10 protein-coding genes are annotated in these 19,501 nt (G+C 72.3%); 4 read left to right on the plus strand and 6 right to left on the minus strand.

Annotated features, from left to right (window positions below):
- Positions 1 to 41: 41 nt before the first annotated feature.
- Complete coding sequence (locus ACYQ77_RS35840) at positions 42 to 1,988, plus strand: WD40 repeat domain-containing serine/threonine protein kinase (RefSeq protein WP_459719698.1); 1,947 nt, start codon at positions 42 to 44, stop codon at positions 1,986 to 1,988.
- 2 nt (positions 1,989 to 1,990) lie between these two features.
- Here the strand turns inward: ACYQ77_RS35840 and ACYQ77_RS35845 are convergent, their stop codons facing one another.
- The 5 genes from ACYQ77_RS35845 to ACYQ77_RS35865 are packed head-to-tail and all read right to left on the minus strand — an operon-like array spanning position 1,991 to position 7,748.
- The gene (locus ACYQ77_RS35845; protein ID WP_459719701.1) at positions 1,991 to 2,743 is read right to left on the minus strand and encodes an SDR family NAD(P)-dependent oxidoreductase; all 753 of its coding nucleotides are present in this window, start codon (positions 2,741 to 2,743) and stop codon (positions 1,991 to 1,993) included.
- A gap of 22 nt (positions 2,744 to 2,765) precedes the next feature.
- The gene (locus tag ACYQ77_RS35850; protein ID WP_459719703.1) at positions 2,766 to 4,259 is read right to left on the minus strand and encodes a class I adenylate-forming enzyme family protein; all 1,494 of its coding nucleotides are present in this window, start codon (positions 4,257 to 4,259) and stop codon (positions 2,766 to 2,768) included.
- Positions 4,256 to 5,218: an acyl-CoA dehydrogenase family protein gene (locus tag ACYQ77_RS35855; RefSeq protein ID WP_459719706.1), complete on the minus strand. Its 963-nt coding sequence runs from the start codon at positions 5,216 to 5,218 to the stop codon at positions 4,256 to 4,258. Before ACYQ77_RS35855 ends, ACYQ77_RS35850 begins: the two co-directional genes overlap by 4 nt.
- Positions 5,215 to 6,399: an acyl-CoA dehydrogenase family protein gene (locus tag ACYQ77_RS35860; protein WP_459719709.1), complete on the minus strand. Its 1,185-nt coding sequence runs from the start codon at positions 6,397 to 6,399 to the stop codon at positions 5,215 to 5,217. The genes ACYQ77_RS35855 and ACYQ77_RS35860 overlap by 4 nt, the downstream gene beginning before the upstream one ends.
- 2 nt (positions 6,400 to 6,401) lie before the next feature.
- Complete coding sequence (locus ACYQ77_RS35865) at positions 6,402 to 7,748, minus strand: cytochrome P450 (RefSeq protein ID WP_459719711.1); 1,347 nt, start codon at positions 7,746 to 7,748, stop codon at positions 6,402 to 6,404.
- Between the two features lie 103 nt (positions 7,749 to 7,851).
- Here ACYQ77_RS35865 and ACYQ77_RS35870 point away from each other — a divergent pair, with 103 nt between their 5' ends.
- A complete protein-coding gene (locus ACYQ77_RS35870) occupies positions 7,852 to 8,463 on the plus strand; it encodes a TetR/AcrR family transcriptional regulator (protein ID WP_459719714.1) in 612 nt (203 codons plus the stop codon).
- Here ACYQ77_RS35870 and ACYQ77_RS35875 read toward each other — a convergent pair.
- The gene (locus tag ACYQ77_RS35875; RefSeq protein WP_459719717.1) at positions 8,440 to 9,477 is read right to left on the minus strand and encodes a saccharopine dehydrogenase NADP-binding domain-containing protein; all 1,038 of its coding nucleotides are present in this window, start codon (positions 9,475 to 9,477) and stop codon (positions 8,440 to 8,442) included. The two genes, ACYQ77_RS35870 and ACYQ77_RS35875, sit on opposite strands and share 24 nt — an antisense overlap.
- 71 nt (positions 9,478 to 9,548) lie before the next feature.
- Here ACYQ77_RS35875 and ACYQ77_RS35880 point away from each other — a divergent pair, with 71 nt between their 5' ends.
- On the plus strand, positions 9,549 to 10,496 hold the full coding sequence (locus tag ACYQ77_RS35880; protein ID WP_459719719.1) for a helix-turn-helix domain-containing protein: 948 nt from the start codon (positions 9,549 to 9,551) through the stop codon (positions 10,494 to 10,496).
- Between the two features lie 495 nt (positions 10,497 to 10,991).
- Entirely contained in the window at positions 10,992 to 19,493 is an 8,502-nt protein-coding gene (locus ACYQ77_RS35885) for a SpvB/TcaC N-terminal domain-containing protein (RefSeq protein WP_459719722.1), read from the plus strand.
- Positions 19,494 to 19,501 lie beyond the last annotated feature (8 nt).

Here is a 19,501-nt window from a genome sequence, read left to right on the forward strand (position 1 = left end):
CGGCTACGGTGCGGAGGGTGGGGTCGGCGGAAGGAAGTCGGATGTCGCTGCCGGGCAGGGCCGGGCCGGGGTGGCCGCTGGTGGCGCCACCGCATCGCGCGCTCGAGCCGGGTGACCCGGCGACGGTGGGCCCGTACCGGATCGAGGCCGTGCTGGGCGACGGCGGCATGGGCCGCGTCTACCTGGGACGGACGGCCGCGGGCGCCGCGGTGGCGGTGAAGGTGCTGCACCGGGAGTTCGCCGAGGACGGTGCGTTCCGGCAGCGGCTGGCGCACGAGCTGGCGGCGGTCCGGCAGGTGCAGGGGCTCTACACCGTGCCGGTGGTGGACGCCGACCCCGGGGCGGAGCGGCCGTGGCTGGCGAGCCCGTACGTCGACGGGCCGTCGTTGCGGCACGCGGTGACCGCGCACGGCCCCGGCCCGGCGGACACCGTGCTGTGGCTGGTCGCGACGGTGGCGGAGGCGCTGCAGGCGTTGCACGCGGCGGGTGTCGTGCACCGGGACCTCACCCCGGGCAACGTCCTGCTCACCGCGGGCGGACCGCGGCTGACCGACTTCGGTGTCGTGCACGCCGCCGACGGCACCGCCGTGACGCGGCACGGCACGCCCGCCTACCTGGCGCCGGAGTACATCCGCGGCGAGGAGGTCACCGGCGCCGCGGACGTGTTCGCGCTGGGGTCGCTGGCGTACTTCGCGGCGACCGGACGGCCCGCGTTCGGCGGCGGTCACGCGCAGGCGGTGACGTACCGGATCGTGGCGGGGGAACCGGACCTGACGGGGTGCGCGGAACCGTTGCGCGCGATCGTCGTGGCGTGCCTGGACAAGGACCCGCGGCGACGGCCCTCCCCGGCCGAGATCGTCGCCCGGTGCCAGGCAGGCGCGCCCACCGGCCCGCCCCCGCCGCCGCGGCCGGTCGTCGAGGCGCCGCCCCCGGCGCCGGCGCCGCCTGCCCGGCCCGCCGCTCCCCGGGCCGTCACCCGCAGGCGCCTGCTGCTGGGCGGCGCCGGGCTGGCGGGCGTGGCGGCGCTCGGCATCACCATCCCGCTCGTGCTGGCGGACGACGACGCCGAGGACCCCGGCGGCACACAGCCCGCCGCGAGCGGCCCGTTCCGGCTGGCGGCGACGCTCGGCATCCACAGGTCGGCCGTCAACGAGGTCGCGTTCAGCCCCGACGGACGGGTGCTCGCCACCATGTCCGGCGACGACGTGCGGCTGTGGGACGTGGTGTCACGCAGGCAGCGGGCCGTCCTCACCGGACCGGCCATGCCCGCCTTCGGACTGGCGTTCAGCCCGGACGGCACGCTGCTGGCGAGTGGGTGCGACCAGTCGGTGGTGCTGTGGGACGTCGCGACGCGGGAGATCCGGACGGTCCTGTCCGGGCACACCGGGGTGCTCTCCGACGTGGCGTTCAGTCCCGACGGGCGGTTCGTCGCGTCCGCGGCCGACGACGAGACGGCGCGGTTGTGGGACGTGGCGAGCGGCAGGCAGCACGCGGTCCTCGCCGGTCACAACACCCGCGTCACCGGCGTCGCGTTCCACCCGGCGGGGCGGCTCCTCGCGTCCAGTGCCGGCCAGGCCGTCTTCCTGTGGGACGTGCCCGACGGGACCCGTGCCGACCTCATCGGCGACCACGACGGCGTCGTCATGGCCGTGGAGTTCGGCCCGGACGGCACGGTCCTGGCGGCGGCGGACGGCGGCACCGGTGACGCGGGCGCGCGCGTGGTCCTGTGGGACATGGCGAGCGCACGCGACCAGCGCGAGAAGGCCGTGCTCGGCGGCCACGAGAAGCCGGTGCACGGCCTCGCGTTCAGCCCCGACGGCACGCTGCTCGCGACCGCCGCCGAGCAGGCGAAGGTGTGGGACGTGGCCGAGCTGACGACCGTCGCCGCCCTCGCCGCCGACGAGATCGACGTCCGCGCGGTGGCGTTCAGCCGCACGGGCACGCTGGCGACCGCGGGCACGGATTCCCGCGCGCGGCTGTGGGAGTGACGTCAGCGCAGGTAGGACGCGCCGTTGACGTCGAGCACGGCGCCGGTCGACCAGCGGGCCTCCGGTGAGGCCAGGTAGCGGACGGCGGCGGCGACCTCCTCCGGGGTGGCGACCCGGCCGTACGGGCTCTGCGCGCGGATCGCGGCGCCGCTCGCGCCGGACAGCCGGTCGGCGACCCGGTCGGTCTCGACGAAGCCCGGCGCCACGGACGTGACCGAGATGCCGTGCGGCGCGAGGGACACGGCGAGGGACTGGCCCAGTGCGTGCAGGCCCGCCTTGCTCGCCCCGTAGGCGGGCGCGTCCGGCTCACCGCGGAACGCGCCACGGGAGCCGACGTTGACGATGGCGCCTTCGACACCGCGCTCGATCAGGGCACGCGCCACGCAGTAGCTCAGGTTGGCCGCGCCGAACAGGTTCACGGCGAGGGTGTCCTGCCAGGCACGCTGCCAGTCGTCGTAGCCGGTGTTCGCCACCGAGTAGCCGCTGGTCACGACGGCGGCGTTGTTGACGAGCACGTCGACACCGCCGAGCGCGGCGCCCGCGGCCGCGGCGAGGTCCGCGACCTGCGCGGGGTCGGCGAGATCGCCGGACACCAGCGCGTGCCCGTCCCCGGGCAGCGCGCCGAGGGTCTGTTCGGCCTCGGCCCGGCGCGCCGAGTAGTGCACCGCGACCCGGTCACCCCCACGTGCGAACGCGACCGCGATGGCCCTGCCGATCCCACCGGACGCGCCGGTGACGAGAACTCCCCTGCTCATGCCTCAGCACACTAGTGCCCGGTCAGCCGAGCAGGTCGCGCACCGCCTTGCGGTTGATCTTTCCCACGCTCGTCAGCGGCACCGCGTCGAGCACCACCACCTCGCGCGGGTACTTGTACTTCGCCAGCCGGGCCTTCGCGAACTCGACCAGTTCCGCGCCCGTCACCCCGTGGCCGGGCACCAGCTGCACCGCCGCGACCACCTCCTCGCCGCGGTCCGGGTCGGACCTGCCGACGCACGCGGCCACCTGCACCGCGGGGTGTTCCAGCAGCGCGTCCTCGACGTCGCGGGGGTACACGTTGAAGCCGCCGCGGATGATCAGGTCCTTCATCCGGTCCACGACGTACAGGTAGCCGTCCGCGTCGAGGCGGCCGACGTCGCCGGTGTGGAGCCAGCCGTCGCGGATGGTGCTCGCCGTCTGCTCCGGGTCGTGCCAGTAGCCGAGCATCACGCCGTGGCCGCGCACGCAGATCTCGCCCTCCTCCCCCGCGGGCACCGGCTTGCCGTCCGGGTCGAGGATCGCGACCTCCGCGTGCGGCAGGGGTTTCCCGACGCTGCCGGGCCGGTGGTCGGTGACCGTCTCGGCCGCGACCGCCGCGCTCGCCTCCGTGAGGCCGTAGCCCTGCAGCACGGTCACGCCGAACACCTTCTCCGCCTCCGCCCGCACCGCGGGCGGAGGCGTCGCGCCGCCGGAGCCGAACGACCGCAGCGACGACAGGTCGTGGCCGGCGCGCGGCTGGGCCAGCAGCGCCTGCAACATGGCGGGCACCACCGGGCTCGTCTCCAGCTTGTGCTCGGCGACGAGCGCCAGCCAGGCCGCGGGGTCGAACCACCGCTGCAGCACCGACACCGGCCTGCGGTCGGAGTGCAGCGCGCTGATCGTGACGATCAACCCGTACGCGTGCGACAGCGGCAGTGGCAGCAACGACCGCGTCGTGTCCGTGGTCCTGGCGGCGAGCTGGAGGCCGCGGCCGGACTCCCACAGCCCGCGGTGGCTGAGCATGACGCCCTTCGCCCTGCCGGTCGTGCCGCCGGTGTAGAGCAGCGCCGCCAGGTCGTCGTCGGCGCGTGGCTCGATCCCGGCCGGTTCGCTCGCCGCCAGCCCGTCGAACGAGCCGCCGACGACGAACGTCGCGATGTCCAGCCCCTCGGCGGCACCGCGGAACAGGTCCACGAGCTCCGCGCTGATGATCGCCGCGGTCGCGCCGGAGTCGGTGAGGATGTGCCGCAGCTCCGGCACCGTCTGCAGGAAGATCACCGGCGTCACGACGGCACCGGCCCGCCAGATCGCGCGGTAGGAGATGAAGACCTCGGGCGTGTTCATCATCATCACGACCACCCGATCGCCCGGCGCCACGCCGCGGGCACGCAGGCCGCCCGCGACCCGTGCCGCGCGGTCGTTGATCTCCCCGGTGGTCAGCCACCTGCCCTCGAAGAACAGGGACTCGTAGTCGCCGAGCCGCGCGTACGCGTCCTCGGCCAGGACGGCCAGGTTGTGCTCTCCCATGCCGGTCATCGCGTCACCGCCAGTCGCGCGACCTCGTCGTGGGCCGCCACGTCGTCGCCGAGCAGGAAACGGTCCACTTTGGACCTGCGCCAGTACAGGTGCGCGTCGTGCTCCCACGTGAAGCCGATGCCGCCGTGCACCTGGATCACCGTCTCCGCCGCGTGTTCGAGGGTCGTGGCCGCGGCGGCCTTCGCGGCGGCCGCGGCCAGCGGCAGCTCGTCCGGCGCGTGGTCGGCCGCCCACGCCGCCCACCACACCAGCGACCGCAGCTGCTCCACCTCGACGTAGACGTCGACCAGCATGTGCTTGACGGCCTGGTACGAACCGATCGCGCGACCGAAGGCGTGCCGCTGCTTCGCGTACGCCACACCCATCTCCAGCACCCTGGCCGCGGCGCCGAGGCCCTCGGCGGCGAGGATCGTGCGGCCGACGCGTTCGCCCCGCCGCCACCGCTCGGCCGCGTCCGGCACGAGCACCTCGGTCTCGCCGAGCACCACGTCGCCGAGGCCGCGGGTCGGGTCGATCGGCTCGCGGACGGTGACCGTGCCCGGGCCGCGGACCAGTGCGCCGTCCCGCAGCGCGAGGAACGTGTCCGCGCAGGCGGCGTCGAGGACGGGTCCACCGTCGACGATCGCGACGTTCAGGTCACCGGCGGCGAGGCCGGCGAGCGCGGCACCGTCCAGCAGCACGGCGGCCCGCGCGAAGGTCACCAGCGAGGGGCCGGCGAGCACGCGCCCGGCCTGCTCGGCCACCACGGCGAGGTCGAGGACGCTGCCGCCGCCCCCGCCCGCGCGCTCCGGGACGGTGATCGTGGCGAAGCCGCTCTTGACCAGCTCCGCGCGGCCCGGCTGGATCGCGGCGCCGCCGTCCAGCGCCGCCCTGGCCGCGGCCGGGGACGCCGTCGCCGACAGGAAGTCCCGCGCCGCGGCGGCGACGTCGAGGTGCTCGGGGTCCAGGTCGAAGTTCATGCCCGCGTCCCCTCGACGCTCTCCCGGAACGAGACGCCCTTGTCGGCGCGGGGCTCGGCGGGCAGCCCGAGCACCCGCTCACCGATGATGTTGCGCAGCACCTCGTCGGTGCCGCCCGCGATCGCCATCCCGGGGAGCCCGGCCTGGAGGTCGTGCCAGAAGCCGCCGCCGACGGGCGCGTCGTCGCCGAGCACGCGCACCGCGAGGTCGGCGAGGTCGCGGGCCGACCGGGTGCCGGAGAGCTTCCCCGCCGACGCCTCCGGCCCGGGCAGTTCGCCGCGCGACAGCTTCGACAGCTGCCGGTACCCGGTGTACCGGGCGCCGAGCACGCTGACGTACGCCCGGCCCAGCGCCTGCCGCGCGAGCGCCTGCCGGTCCGGTGACAGGCCGCCGAGGTGCTCGGCGACGTGCCGGGCCACCGTCTCGGCCGTCGGCCCGATGCCGGTGCCGCCACCGCCCAGGGAGAGCCGCTCGCTCATCAACGTCGTCAGCGCCACCCGCCAGCCGTCGCCGACGGCGCCGAGCCGCTCGGTGTCGGGGATGGCCACGTCGTCGAAGAACACCTCGTTGAAGTCCGCGCCGCCGCTCATCTGGCGCAGCGGCCGGACGGTGACGCCGGGCGCCTTCATGTCGACCACGAACATGGTCAGGCCGCGGTGCTTGGGCACGTCCGGGTCGGTCCTGGTGAGCAGGATGCCGTGGTCGGCGAGGTGCGCGCGGGTCGTCCACACCTTCTGCCCGTTGACCAGCCAGCCGTCGCCGTCGCGGACGGCCCTGGTGCGCAGCCCGGCGAGGTCGCTGCCCGCGGCGGGTTCGCTGAACAGCTGGCACCAGATGTCGTCGGCGCGGAGCAACCGCGTGAGGTAACGCCGTTTCTGATCGTCGCTGCCGTGCACGATCACCGTCGGCCCGCACATGCCGATGCCGATCAGGTTGATCAGCGGCCGCATGTCGAGACGGGCCATCTCCTGGTCGATGATCGCCTGCCGCATCGGGGTGCCGCCGCGGCCGCCCGCCTCGGCAGGCCAGGTGACGCCGACGTACCCGGCGTCGTACAGGGTCGCCTGCCACGCCCTGGCCGTGCCCGTGTCCGTGGCCGTGCCCTCCGCCCGGTGCCGTTCCAGGAACGCGCGCACCTCCGCCCGCCAGGCGGCTTCCTCCGGGGTGTCGTCGAAGTCCATGCTCAGTTCCTGACCAGGGTGATGGGGAGGCCGTCCTTCGGGAACGGCAGGGAGTGGTTGTCCATCGGCGGCTCGTACGCCGGGTCGACGCGCCAGTGGTACTCGCGCAGCAGCCGGTGCATGATCGCCTTGACCTCCAGGCCCGCGAAGTACATGCCGATGCACTTGTGCACGCCGCCGCCGAACGGCAGCCACGCGAACCGGTGCGACCGGTCCTCGCGGCGCTCCGGGGAGAACCGGTCCGGGTCGAACGCCATGGGGTCGGTCCAGTAGCCGGCCATCAGGTGGGTGAACTGGATGCCCAGCGCCACACTGGTTTCCGCGGGGATGCGCACGCCCTGCACGACGGTGTCCTTGACCGTGTGCCGCACCAGCACCGGGACGGGCGCACGCAACCGGAGCGCTTCGCGCATCACCAGGTCGATCGAGACCAGCCCTTCCAGCTCGGCCGCGGACGGGGCCGGGCCGAGTGCGAGCGCCTCCGCGCGGCACCGCTCCTGCCAGACCGGGTGCTGTCCCAGGTACTGCAGCATCGTGGACGTGGTGATGGTCGACGTGTCGTGCGCCGCCATCATCAGGAACACCATGTGGTTGATGACGTCGTCGTCGCTGAACCGGTCGCCGTCGTCGGTCTCGATGTGGCACAGCACGGAGAAGATGTCGTCGGTCTCCGTCGCGCGCTTGGCGGGCAGGTAGTGGCGCAGGAAGCTCTCCAGCACCGTGCGGCCCCGGTAGGCCCGGCCCCAGCGGGTGAACGGGACGTTCGCGCGGACGATCCCGCCGGCGGCCTGGACGCAGGCGATGAACGCCTTGTTGACGCGGTCCATCTCGGCCTGGCTGGTGTCCCGCGCGCCGCCCATGAACAGGTCGGCGGCGATGTCGAGGGTCAACTGCTTCAGCCGCCAGTACGACGGGAACTCCGTGTCCGCCGCCCAAGACGCCATGCCCTGCTCGATGGCCGGGTGCAGCCTCCGTGTGTAGGCCTCCAGCCTGGGCCGGACGAACGCCTCCTGCATGATCCGGCGGTGCGCCAGGTGCTCGTCGAAGTCGATGAGCATGAGGCCGCGGTGGAAGAAGGGCCCGACGAGCTGGGACCACGCGGGTCCGTTGGCGAACGCCTTGTCCTTGTTCTGCAGCGCCTCGCCGCACGCGTCCGGTCCGAGCAGCATCGCCGCCGCGGTCCTGCCGACGGTCCGGAAGGGAGCGACCGGGCCGTAGCGCTCCCAGTGGCGCCGGTAGAGACCGACCGGGTCCTTCGCGTACTCCAGGATCTGGCCGATGAACGGCAGGCCGCGGTCGTCGCGGCGCAGCGCCGGGATCGGACGTGGGTCGAGGGTTTCGGCCGTCATGGACTCACCTCGCGCTGGTGTGGCAGCGGTCACGCTCAGCCTTATTCAGGAAGGGCGTCCTGTCAACCTTGCGCGGTGCGTCCGATGTGGCATGGTGGGGCGCATGGCCGTGCAGTCCGGGGTCTACCGGGGCGTCAGCGCCGAGGAGCGTGCCGCCGCGCGCCGCGCCCGGCTGCTCGAGGCCGCGCTCGCGGTGTGGGCGGACCCGGACACGCGGACCACGATGACCGCCGTCTGCGCCGAGGCCGGGCTGTCCGAACGGTACTTCTACGAGAGCTTCCCCGGGCTGGACGCGTTGCTCGAGGCGGTGATGAACGACATCGCCGCCGAGATCGAGGAGACCAGCCGGGCGGCCGCCGACGAGGCGGGCGCGGACCCGGAGGCACGCGTGCGCGCGTCGATCCGCGCGTTCGTGCGGCTGCTGCTCGACGACCCCCGCAAGGGCCGGGTGGCGATCGTGGAGTCCGTCGCCGTGCCCAAGCTGCGGCAGCGCAGGACCGAGCTCCTGCGCCACCTCGCCCACCAGTCCGCGCTCGAGGCCCGCGCGCGGCTCGGCCCGTCCGACCGCAGCGAGAACGAGGACGAGACCGCGGGCCTGCTGTTCATCGGCGGCATGGCCGAGCTGGTGACCGCGTGGCTGGACGGCGCGCTCACCGCGTCCGCCGACGAGATCGTCGACGCGGCCACCCGGTCACTGCTCGGCCTCTACCGCTGACCGGTCGCCCACCGCCAGGTGCGCCGACAGGGCGCCGAGGAAGTCGCGGGCGTCGAACGCCGCGCCCGCGGACGCGACACCCGTGGTCCTGGTGCGGCCGGTGCGGATCCGGTCGACGGCCTCCACGGCGAGCGGCGCGCTGATCGCGTAGATGTCCCGGCCCGCGGCCGTGATCCGGCGTTCGGCGCCGCCCGAGCGGACGAGCACGTCGACGACGAACGTCTGCGCGGAACGGCCGTGCTCGTCGACGGGTGCCGGGGCCTGCGCGCCGGCCAGGTCGGCGGCCGCCGTGGCGGTCATGTAGGTGCGCACCTCGGGGACTTTCAGGTGGCTGGGCACGGTGACGATGTCGGCCATGCTGAACTCGCCGATGACGTCCTGAGTGCCGAGCGGGTCCGGGAAGGGCCACGCGAGGGTGGGCAGCGGGTCGTCGTGGTACTCGATCCGGCCGCCGCGGAAGCGCACGCGGCGGCCGCCCCGCCTGCTGCTCGACACGGCACCGGCGGCGAGCGTGCCCGCGGTCGGGTGCCAGCTGCTCAGGCCGTAGGCGATGTGCACCTCGTCGGCCGCCGCCCAGTCGCCCATGGCGGCGGTGACGAGGAGGTCGCCGAGCCCGCCGTAGAAGGCCATCGCGGGGACCACCAGGACACCCGCCGCCTCGGCCCGCGCCCCGAAGTGGGCGAACGTGTCGAGGTTCGCCTCGATCTCGGCCGCCACGTCGACGTACGGGATCCCCGCGCGCAGGGCCGCCTCGACGAGCGGAGCCGCGGTCGTGGCGAACGGTCCCGCGCAGTTGATCACGGCGGCCGCGCCCGCGAGCGCGCGGTCGAGCGCGGCGGGGTCGTCGACCGCGGCCTGCCGGGTCGCCGGTCCGAGCGCCGCCAGCTTGCCGCCGTCGCGGCCGACGAGCAGCGGGGTGTACCCGCGTCTGCGCAGCTCGGCGACCACGAACCGGCCGGTGTGCCCGTAGGCCCCGTAGACGGCCACGTTTCCCGCTTCTTCGACGTGCTTCATGGGGAAGATCGTCGTGCCCCGGGGCGTCGCTGCCCAGTGTCCGGAACGACACGACCCGTACAATTTCCGACATGCGCTCCACCTCGCGCTCGGTCGCGGTCGCCGCCACCGACGGGATGCTCCACTTCGAACTGTCGATGGCGTGCGAGGTGTTCGGCGCCGCCCCCGCGGCGCTGCCCGGCCCGTGGTACGACATGCGGGTGTGCGGCTCGCACCCGGTGCGGGTGGGCCGGTTCGCGGTGGAGCCGGACCACGGACTCGATCGCCTGGCGGACGCCGGCACCGTGATCGTGCCCGCGCTGGCCGACGTGGAGTCGCCACCGCCTGACGACCTGGTGTCCGCGGTGCGCGCGGCCCACGAGGCGGGCGCGCGGGTGGCGTCGCTGTGCACGGGCGCGTTCGTGCTGGCCGCCGCGGGCCTGCTCGACGGGTTGCGGGCGACCACGCACTGGGCGCACACGGACGAGCTGGCGGCACGCTACCCGGCGGTGACGGTCGACCCCGATGTGCTCTATGTGGACAACGGCAGCGTGCTGACGTCGGCAGGCAAGGCGGCGGCGATGGACCTGTGCCTGCACATGGTGCGACGTGACCACGGCTCGACGGTCGCGAACGTGGTCGCCCGCCGCCTGGTGGTGCCGCCGCACCGGGCGGGCGGGCAAGCACAGTTCGTCACGACGCCGGTGCCGGCCCAGGATGATCACCCGTTGGCGGACCTGCTGCCGTGGGTGTCGGCACGACTGGACCAGCCGTTGACGGTGGAAGACCTCGCCCGGCGGGCGAACATGAGTGCTCGCCATCTGACCCGGCAGTTCCGGGCGGTCACGGGGACCACGCCGTTGCAGTGGTTGCTGACGCAGCGGATCCGGCGGGCTCAGGAGTTGCTGGAGAGCACTGACGACAGCGTGGACCGGGTGGCCGCGGCCGCCGGGATGGGTACCGCCACCACGTTGCGCCGGCACTTCCATCGTGTGGTCGGCGTGGCCCCTGATGCCTACCGGCGCACGTTTCGGCCGTGAGTTTCCCGCCGGGCGGGGCCTCCTCGCGGGAGGGCAGGTCGCCGGGATGGCAGGCAGGCGGTCCGTGGTGAGCCGCGCCCGGCTTGGATCGGCAAGGGCCGCTGCGCGGGCCGGGCGCGCAGCGCTCGAACTGCTGGGATCGGCTCCCGCCAGGAGTAACGCCACTTTGACACACCCAGGGGCGAACCCGGCCGGATGATATTCGAAAAATCCATGGGATTACTGTGAACAAAAACTTGGAAAACGCGCGTCATGATCGCGACCCCGGTGGATCGCAGTCGATCATCACCACATATCCGCAGTTCAACGGCATCCTCACGGCGATCGGCGTCGTCGGCGGACGCTGTATGGGGCAGTAAATACGGCCGTTCGGTCCTGCGGAGCCGTTTCCGTGGACCCCATGGGAAATCGGCCGAAAATTGTCGGTAAGCGCGGTAACCGATTCCTCTCCACCGGCGATACCTGATCTGGATATCGGTCCGATGAGGGAGCGCCATGAAGTCAGCACGCAGTGTTTCGCCCGCGCCACGGCGCGCTCGCCGCGGTGTCGGCATCCTCCTGCTGATCCTCGCCATGCTCGCCGGCGCGCTCACGTCGGGCCAGTTGCCGGGCACCACCGCCGGGACCTCGACGGACACGCTCGGGGTGGAGACCCCCGAGTACCCCGAGGGGCAGGCGTTCGACCCGAACAAGATGAAGGACGTCAAGGCGGGCGACCCGGGCGCCGGGATCAACCTCATCGAGCCACCGACAGCCAACAACCAGGGCCAGGCGCGACTCGGGTACCCCATCGAGGTACCCCCCGGGCGGGTGAACTTACAACCCTCCCTCGCCCTCCAGTACAACTCGGGCGCGGGCAACGGGTGGGCGGGCGTCGGCTGGGACCTGACCGTCCCGGCCATCACCATCGACACCCGGTGGGGCGTGCCGCGCTACGACGGCGCCAAGGAGACCGAGACCTACCTGCTGAACGGTGAGCAGCTCACGCCGGTCGCCCACCGCGGGCCCGCGGTCGCGCGGACCGCGGAGAAGGTGTTCCACACCCGCGTCGAGGGCAGCTTCAGCAGGATCGTCCGGCACGGCGACAGCCCCGCGAACTACTGGTGGGAGGTCACCGAGAAGGACGGCACCCGCCACTTCTACGGCGGTGTGGTCGCCCCGGTCACCGACTCCCTGCTGACGGACGCGCACGGCAACATCGCGATGTGGGCGCTGCGCGAGACCCGCGACGCCGACGGCAACTTCATCCGCTACCGCAGCGTGCGCGTCCAGGACGGCGGTGTCGCGAACGGGTCGGTGCCGGGCTGGAACCTCTACCCGAAGAAGATCACCTACACCGGTCACGGCACGACCGAGGGCCGCTACTCGGTGACGTTCGTCCGCGACCGCGAGCGCGGTGAGCCGCGCCGCCCGGACGTGGGCATCGACGCGCGCAACGGGTTCAAGAAGGTCACCGCGGACCTGTTGCGGCGCGTGGAGGTCCGGCTCGACGACAACCTCGTCCGCGCCTACGAGCTGAACTACGGCACCGGCGCGTTCCACAAGACGCTGCTGCGGTCGGTCTCGCAGTTCGGCGAGGACAACTCGCTCTTCAACACCCACGAGTTCGAGTACTTCGACGACGTCCGCGACTCCTCCGGCGCGTACGACGCGTTCACCCAGCAGACCGGCTGGTCCGTGCCGGACGACGGGCTCGGCGTGGGACTGCGCGGCAACGGCGAGGCCAGCGCGCTCGCCTCGAACACCTCGAAGGGCGCGGGCGGGCACCTCTACGTCGGCTACAACCCGACCAGCCCCAGCAAGTCCAACTCCGCGGGCGTGAAGGTCGGCTACAACGCGGGCTCCTCCGACGGGCTGCTCGCGCTCGCCGACGTCAACGGCGACAACCTGCCGGACAAGGTGTTCCGGGACGGCGGCGGGATCTTCTACCGCCCCAACCTGTCCGGCCCGAACGGGCAGGCCCGCTTCGGCGACACCCCGATCCGCCTGACGAACCTGCCCGGCATCTCCTCGGAGCGCACCAGTTCCGGCACGGTCGGCGTCGAGTCCTACTTCGGCGTCGCGGCCCAGCTGGACTACGTGTCCACCACGACCAGCTCCGACCGCTACTTCTCCGACGTGAACGGGGACGGCATCACCGACCTCGTCAACAACGGCAGTGTCCTGTTCGGACACCTCGACGAGCACGGCAACCCGGCCTACAGCGCGAACAGCGCCGACACCCCGGTGCCGGTCGGCGCGGGCGGGGTGTCCGGCACGATCGTCGGCGACCAGACCGCCGAGTTCGAGCGCCAGGTCGACGCGTTCCCGCTGCTGGACAGCGTGCGCCGCTGGATCGCCCCGTACGACGGCACGGTCCGGGTCGACGGCCGCGTGCGGCTGGTCGAGGACACCAGCCCCGAGCGCGCCGCCTACACCCGCGCCGACGGCGTGCGGGTCACGATCCAGCACGAGGACACCGAGCTGTGGGCCCAGCGCATCGGCCCGTCCGACCACATCGAGTTCGCGCCGACCGGCGTCGACAGCGTCCAGGTCCGGAAGGGCGACGCGCTGTACTTCCGCGTGCAGTCCGTGCTGGACGGCCAGTACGACCAGGTCGCGTGGGACCCGGACGTCGCCTACACGAACCTCGCCGCGGGCACGGACGTCAACGGCCTGGACGACACCCGCTTCCTCGCCTCCCGCGACTTCACGCTCGCGGGCAGGCCGTCGCTGGTCACCGCGCCGCTCACCGGCACGCTGCACCTGTCCGGTGACGTGGTGAAGTCCGGCCCGACGACCGACGACGTCACGGTCGTGATCACCCGCAACGGCACCGACGTGTACAGCGAGACCCTGTCCGCCGGCGCGGGCGGCACCGCGACCGTGGACCTCGACATCCCGGTGACCGCGAACGACACGCTGTCGTGGCGGCTGCGGGTCGACTCCCCCATCGACGCAGGCGCCGTGCGGTGGGTGCCGAAGGCGCACTACACCGCGGCCGAGGGGGTCGACGAGGTCGTCGACGACGCGGGCAACCCGACGCTGACGATCAACCCGCCGTACGAGATGGACGTCTACCCGGCGAGCACGCTGACCGCGCCGCAGGGCTCGTACCCGGTGGCGCAGACCGGGCAGATCTCCGTGCAGCCCGCGCTCGCGTTCGACTTCGCGGGCCAGACGCCCGACGCGCGGGTCGTGTTCACGGTCAAGAAGCGCGGTGCGCTGCTGGCGAAGCGGGCGATCACGATCACCGACGGCGTGGTCGGCGCGATCGCGCCGCTGACCGTCGACGTCACCCAGGGCGACGAGCTGTTCTTCGACTTCTCGACCACGTCCCCGGCGCTGCTGTCGCGGCTCTCGGCGCAGTCGGTCGAGGTGAACGGCGCCGCGGTGCCGAGCGCGCTGCACGCCGCGGTCGAGCAGGGCGCGTTCGCGCAGCCGTACCGCGGCTGGGCCGCCATCGGCTACGAGGGCAACCGGACCAGGGCGTCCAGCCCGATCAACCAGTCCGACCTGGTGATCGACGAGGACTACCGGGACTCGCTGCCGGACGGCCCGACCGAGGCCGACGTCCCCGGGTTCAGCGAGAACCCGTCCGTGGACCTGCCGAAGATCGTCGTGTTCGCGCCGCTGCCCGCGCAGGGCCGCTGGGCGGGCGCCGACGACGGCACGTGGGTCGCCGCGGCGGGCGCGGCCAGCTCCCGGTTCGGCATGGACACCATCGACGTGGTCAGCGACGCGGACTTCGCCGGTGCCACCGGTGTGTCCCGGCGCGGCCGCACGCAGCAGATCTCCACGACGTTCGGCGTGGGCATCCCGGGCATCGGCGCGGGCGCGAGCGTCGCGAAGGGTGAGAGCACCGGGCAGGTCGACTTCCTCGACCTCAACGCCGACCGGTTCCCGGACGTCGTCGGCTCGGCGGGGGTGCAGTACTCCAACCCGTACGGCGGTCTCGGCGACACCCGGGGCAGCGTCGGCGGCAGCGTCCGCGAGTCGGACTCGCTGGCCTACAGCGTGTCCGCGAACGCGGGCAGCCCGGCGCGCACCAGCTCCACCGCGCGCGGCCAGGACGTGCCGACCGGCGGCACGAACGCCAACAGCGCCAAGGCGGGCACCGAGATGCCCACGCTCGGCGTCGGCGGCAACCTCGGCGGCGGCGAGTCCGACGCCAAGCACGACCTGCAGGACATCAACGGCGACGGCCTGCCGGACAAGGTCTACGAGAACGGCGACGCCGCGCTGAACCTCGGGTACTCGTTCGCGGCGCGGGAGCCGTGGCCGGGTGGTCCGCTGAACGCGGGCAAGACCACCAACGCCGGGGTGAACCTGGGCTTCAACACCGACTACTACGGCTTCGCGGGCGGTGTGTCCGCGGCGGTCGGGACGTCGAAGTCCGACGCGACGCTGATGGACATGAACGGCGACGGTCTGCAGGACCGCGTGTTCGCCGACGGCGGCAACCCCGTCGCGGTCGCCATCAACACCGGCAACGGGTTCGCCGCGCCGGTGCGGTTCGGCGGCGGCATGTCGAGCGTGAACGCGGACGCCAACGCGTCACTGGGCGGCGGCGCGTACTTCACGTTCGGGTTCTGCTTCGTCTTCGGCTGCATCGTGTTCAACCCGGGCGCGGACGTGACCACCGGCATCGGCCGGACCGAGGTCGCGCTGCGCGACGTCAACGGCGACGGCTACGTCGACCAGGTCAGGTCCACCGAGGACAGCGAGCTGGTGGTCGCGGAGAACCGGACCGGGCGGACGAACCTGCTCAAGACGGTGTCCCGCCCGCTGGGCGGCCGCATCGGGCTCGACTACACCCGGGACGGCAACACCTACGACTCCCCCGACTCGCGCTGGGTGCTGTCGCGCACGGTCGTGTTCGACGGCCACCCGGGCGACGGCCAGGACCGCCAGGTGATGACGTTCTCCTACGAGAACGGCAAGTACGACCGGCTGGAGCGCGAGTTCCTCGGGTTCGGCACGGTCGTGGCGCGGCAGCGGGACGCGGGCAACGGCGACGCCGTCTACCGCACGGTGACCGACACCTACCGCACCGACGGCTACTACACGCGTGGCCTGCTCACCCGGTCGCTGACCACGGACGGCGCGAACCGGCCGTTCCTGGAGACGGTGAACACCTACCAGCTGCGTGACGTCCTCACCGGCCAGCCGGCCAGTGCCAGGAGCACGACCGCGACGGTGTTCCCTCTGCTGGCCCGCACCGACCGGCACTTCCACGAAGGCCAGGCGACCCCGGGCAAGTCGACCTACCTCGAGAACTCCTACGACGAGTTCGGCAACGTCACGAGGACGTTCGACGCGGCCGACACCGGCACGGGCGACGACGTGGAGACGGTCGTCCGCTACAGCGGCACCGTGGCGGCCTGCCGCGACACGTACGTCGTGGGGCTGCCGGTGGCGAGCGAGATCCGCGGTAGCGGCACGCAGTTCCGCCGCAGCGAGGCCGACGTGGACTGCGGCTCCGCGAACGTGACGCAGGTGCGCGAGTACCTGGCGGACGGCACGGCCGCGGTGACCGACATGGCCTACTTCGCCGACGGCAACCTGAAGTCGGTCACGGAGCCGGCGAACAAGACCGGGCAGCGGTTCCGGCTCGACTACACCTACGACGGTGTCGTCGGCGTGCACGTCGAGTCCGTCAAGGACAGCTTCGGCTACACGTCGTCCTCGACGCACGACCTGAACTACGGCCTGCCCACCTCGGAGACCGACCAGAACGGCCAGCGGGTCCGCACCGAGTACGACGTGTTCGGCCGCGTCGACTCGGTCACCGGGCCGTACGAGCTGCCCGAGAACCGGTTCACGATCGACTTCGAGTACCACCACGACGCCGCGGTGCCCTACGCGATCACCCGGCACGTCGACCGGACCGCGGGCGGGGTGCGGGACGACACGATGGACACCGTCCTGTTCGTCGACGGTCTGAAGAGGACGCTGCAGACGAAGAAGGACGCGAGCGTCGTCACCGCGCCGGGCCAGGACCCGCAGCAGGTGATGACGGTGTCCGGGCGCACGGTGTACGACTTCGCCGGCCGCGGTGTGGAGCACTACTACCCGGTCACCGAGCCGAAGGGCCCGGCGAACACCACCTTCAACACGGCGTTCGACGCCGTCCAGCCGACGCGGCAGACGTTCGACGTCCTCGACCGCGTCACCCGCACCACGATCCCGGACAACACGTTCTCGACGACGTCGTACGGGTTCGGCCCGGACCGCGCCGGGGTGACCCGGTTCGAGACGGTGACCACGGACGCGAACGCCAAGCAGTGCCGCACGTACACCGACGTGCGGGAGCTGACCACCTCGGTGAAGGAGTTCAACCCGGCCGCCGGGCAGCCGGTGATCTGGACCAGCTACGGCTACGACCCGCTGCGCCGGATCACCTCCGTCGTGGACGACAAGGGCAACACCACCACCTCCGCCTACGACATGCTGAACCGGCGGACCGTCGTGGACAGCCCGGACGGCGGCCGCACGGAGACGAAGTACGACCCGGCGGGCAACACGATCGCGAAGATCACCGCCAAGCTCCGGGCAGGCAACAAGGCGATCGAGTACGACTACCAGTACAACCGCCTGTCCGGGATCCGCTACCCGACCTTCCCCGGCAACAACGTCACCTACACCTACGGCGCGCCCGGCGCGCCGGACGGCACCGCCAACCGGATCGCCTCGGTGCGCGACGCCGCGGGCACGGTGACCAGGACGTACGGCGCGCTCGGTGAGATGACGCGGGAGACCCGCGTGGTCACCGCGATCAACGGGCCGGCACGGACGTACACCACGTCCTACCGCTACGACGCGTTCAACCGGATGCTGTCGATGACCTACCCCGACGGCGAGGTGCTCACCTACGAGTACGACTCGGGCGGGCAGGTCAACAAGGCGACCGGGCACAAGGGCGCGTTCGACTACACCTACCTCGCCCGGCTGGACTACGACAAGTTCGGCCAGCGCGCGCTGATGGAGACCGGCACCGGGGTCCGCACCAGCTACACCTACGACCCGGCCGACCGCCAGCTCGCCACGCTCAAGGCGCAGCTGCCGGACGGGCACAAGTTCCAGAACATCAGCTACCGCTACGACAAGGTCGGCAACATCACGCAGGTCGTCAACGACGTGCCGCTGCCGCACGGCAAGCCGATCGGCGGGCCGAGCGTGCAGACGTTCACCTACGACGACCTGTACCAGGTCACCTCGGCCTGGGGTGAGTACCGCAACAAGGACAACAAGCTCGACCGCCAGAAGCTGACGCTCACCTACGACACGCTGCACAACACGACGAGCAAGGACCAGCTGCACGAGATCGTCGTCAACCCGGGCTCGACCACCTCGAGCGTGACCGAGGCGAGCACCGTGCTGACGGACGAGCCGGTCACGGACCCGGCGACCGACCCGGTCACCGACCCGGCGCTGGAGCCGGTCGGCCCGGTCGAGGAGCCGGTGGAGGACCCGGCGCTGATCGAGCCGACGCCGACCGACGGCAAGCCGCAGGTCCAGAAGAAGACGACCTACGCCTACGGCTACACCTACAACAGCGGGAAACCGCACGCGCCGAGCAAGGTCGGCCCGGTGCAGCAGGCCTACGACCAGAACGGCAACCTGGTCGACACGGTCAACACCGAACCGCCCGCGCCGGGCAAGCGCAGGCAGCTGGTGTGGGACGAGGAGAACCGCCTCGCCTGCAACCAGGACCACAACCGCAACAGCACGCTGCCGCAGGACCCGAGCGCGTGCGGGACACCGCAGCAGCCCGCGACCGTGCGGTACGTCTACGACGACGAGGGCAACCGGATCGTCAAGGACGCGGGCCCGACGCACATCTACCCGAACCAGAACTTCAGCGAGCGCAACGGAACCGCGTTCAAGCACATCTGGGTCGGCGAGACGCGGCTGGCGACGAAGACGGTCAAGCCCGACGAGTCCTACGAGAACCACCAGTTCTACTTCCACGCCGACCACCTCGGCTCGTCCAGCTACGTCACCGACGAGCACGCCAACCTGACCGAGCACCTGGAGTACTTCGCCTTCGGCGAGACGTGGGTCAACGAGCACCCCGCTCAGCCCACCCCGGTGCCGTACCAGTTCGGCGGCAAGGAGATCGACGAGGAAACCGGCCTCTACTACCACGGGGCGCGGTACTACAACCCGAAGACCGACCAGTGGCAGAGCCCGGACCCGGCGCTCTCGGAGTACCTCGACGGGTCGCCGAACGGCGGGGTGTTCCAGCCGTTCAACCTCGCCTCGTACACCTACGGCAACAACAACCCGGTGCGGCTCACCGACCCGACCGGCGCCAGCACGTGGAACCGGGTGATGGGTGCCGTCAAGGCGGTCGGCGGTGTGCTGGAGATGGCGGCGGGGGCCGCGGGTGGCACCGCGACCTCGTGGACCGGTGTCGGCGCGGTCGCCGGTGCGGTGGTCGTGGTCCACGGCGCGGACGTCACCAGCTCGGGGCTGCGACAGCTCTGGACCGGCGAGGAGACCAGCTCGCTGACCAGCCAGGGCCTGCAGGCGGCCGGGATGAGCAGGCAGAACGCCGAGCTGGTCGACGCCGGTGTGTCGATCGTGGGGTCGATGGGCACCTCGGCGCTCGCCAACGCGCCCCGAGCGGCCGGCGGGGTGGTCAACGCGACCGGGGCGGTGCTCCCGTACTCGTCGGCCAGGCTGGGCGCCAACCTGGTGCGGGCGGGCACCGCCCGGCCCGCGCAGACCGCGGCACACCACATCGTCGCGGGCGGCGCGGCGGACGCCGCACCGGCGAGGGCGGTGCTGCAGCGGTTCGGCATCGGGATCGACGAGGCGGCGAACGGCGTGTTCCTGCCGTCGAACCTGAAGTCGGTGAACCCCACCGGGGCGGCCGTACACTCCACCGTGCACACGGAGAGGTACTACCGTGCGGTCAACCAGCTGCTCGGCAGGGCCACCAGCCGCCAGCAGGTGATCCAGTCGCTCAACCACATCAGGCAGCGCCTGCTGTCCGGTGGATTCCCGTGATCCGGAGG

It is taken from the genome of Actinophytocola sp. KF-1, assembly GCF_054661535.1.

What these genes read in the sequence shown, in the direction of transcription:
- ACYQ77_RS35840 (WP_459719698.1), top strand. Translation starts at nt 42, where the DNA reads ATGTCGCTGCCGGGCAGGGCCGGGCCGGGGTGGCCGCTGGTGGCGCCA.
- ACYQ77_RS35880 (WP_459719719.1), top strand. Translation starts at nt 9,549, where the DNA reads ATGCGCTCCACCTCGCGCTCGGTCGCGGTCGCCGCCACCGACGGGATG.
- ACYQ77_RS35885 (WP_459719722.1), top strand. Translation starts at nt 10,992, where the DNA reads ATGAAGTCAGCACGCAGTGTTTCGCCCGCGCCACGGCGCGCTCGCCGC.
- ACYQ77_RS35865 (WP_459719711.1), bottom strand. Translation starts at nt 7,748, where the DNA reads ATGACGGCCGAAACCCTCGACCCACGTCCGATCCCGGCGCTGCGCCGC.
- ACYQ77_RS35850 (WP_459719703.1), bottom strand. Translation starts at nt 4,259, where the DNA reads ATGACCGGCATGGGAGAGCACAACCTGGCCGTCCTGGCCGAGGACGCG.
- ACYQ77_RS35845 (WP_459719701.1), bottom strand. Translation starts at nt 2,743, where the DNA reads ATGAGCAGGGGAGTTCTCGTCACCGGCGCGTCCGGTGGGATCGGCAGG.
- ACYQ77_RS35860 (WP_459719709.1), bottom strand. Translation starts at nt 6,399, where the DNA reads ATGGACTTCGACGACACCCCGGAGGAAGCCGCCTGGCGGGCGGAGGTG.
- ACYQ77_RS35875 (WP_459719717.1), bottom strand. Translation starts at nt 9,477, where the DNA reads ATGAAGCACGTCGAAGAAGCGGGAAACGTGGCCGTCTACGGGGCCTAC.
- ACYQ77_RS35870 (WP_459719714.1), top strand. Translation starts at nt 7,852, where the DNA reads ATGGCCGTGCAGTCCGGGGTCTACCGGGGCGTCAGCGCCGAGGAGCGT.
- ACYQ77_RS35855 (WP_459719706.1), bottom strand. Translation starts at nt 5,218, where the DNA reads ATGAACTTCGACCTGGACCCCGAGCACCTCGACGTCGCCGCCGCGGCG.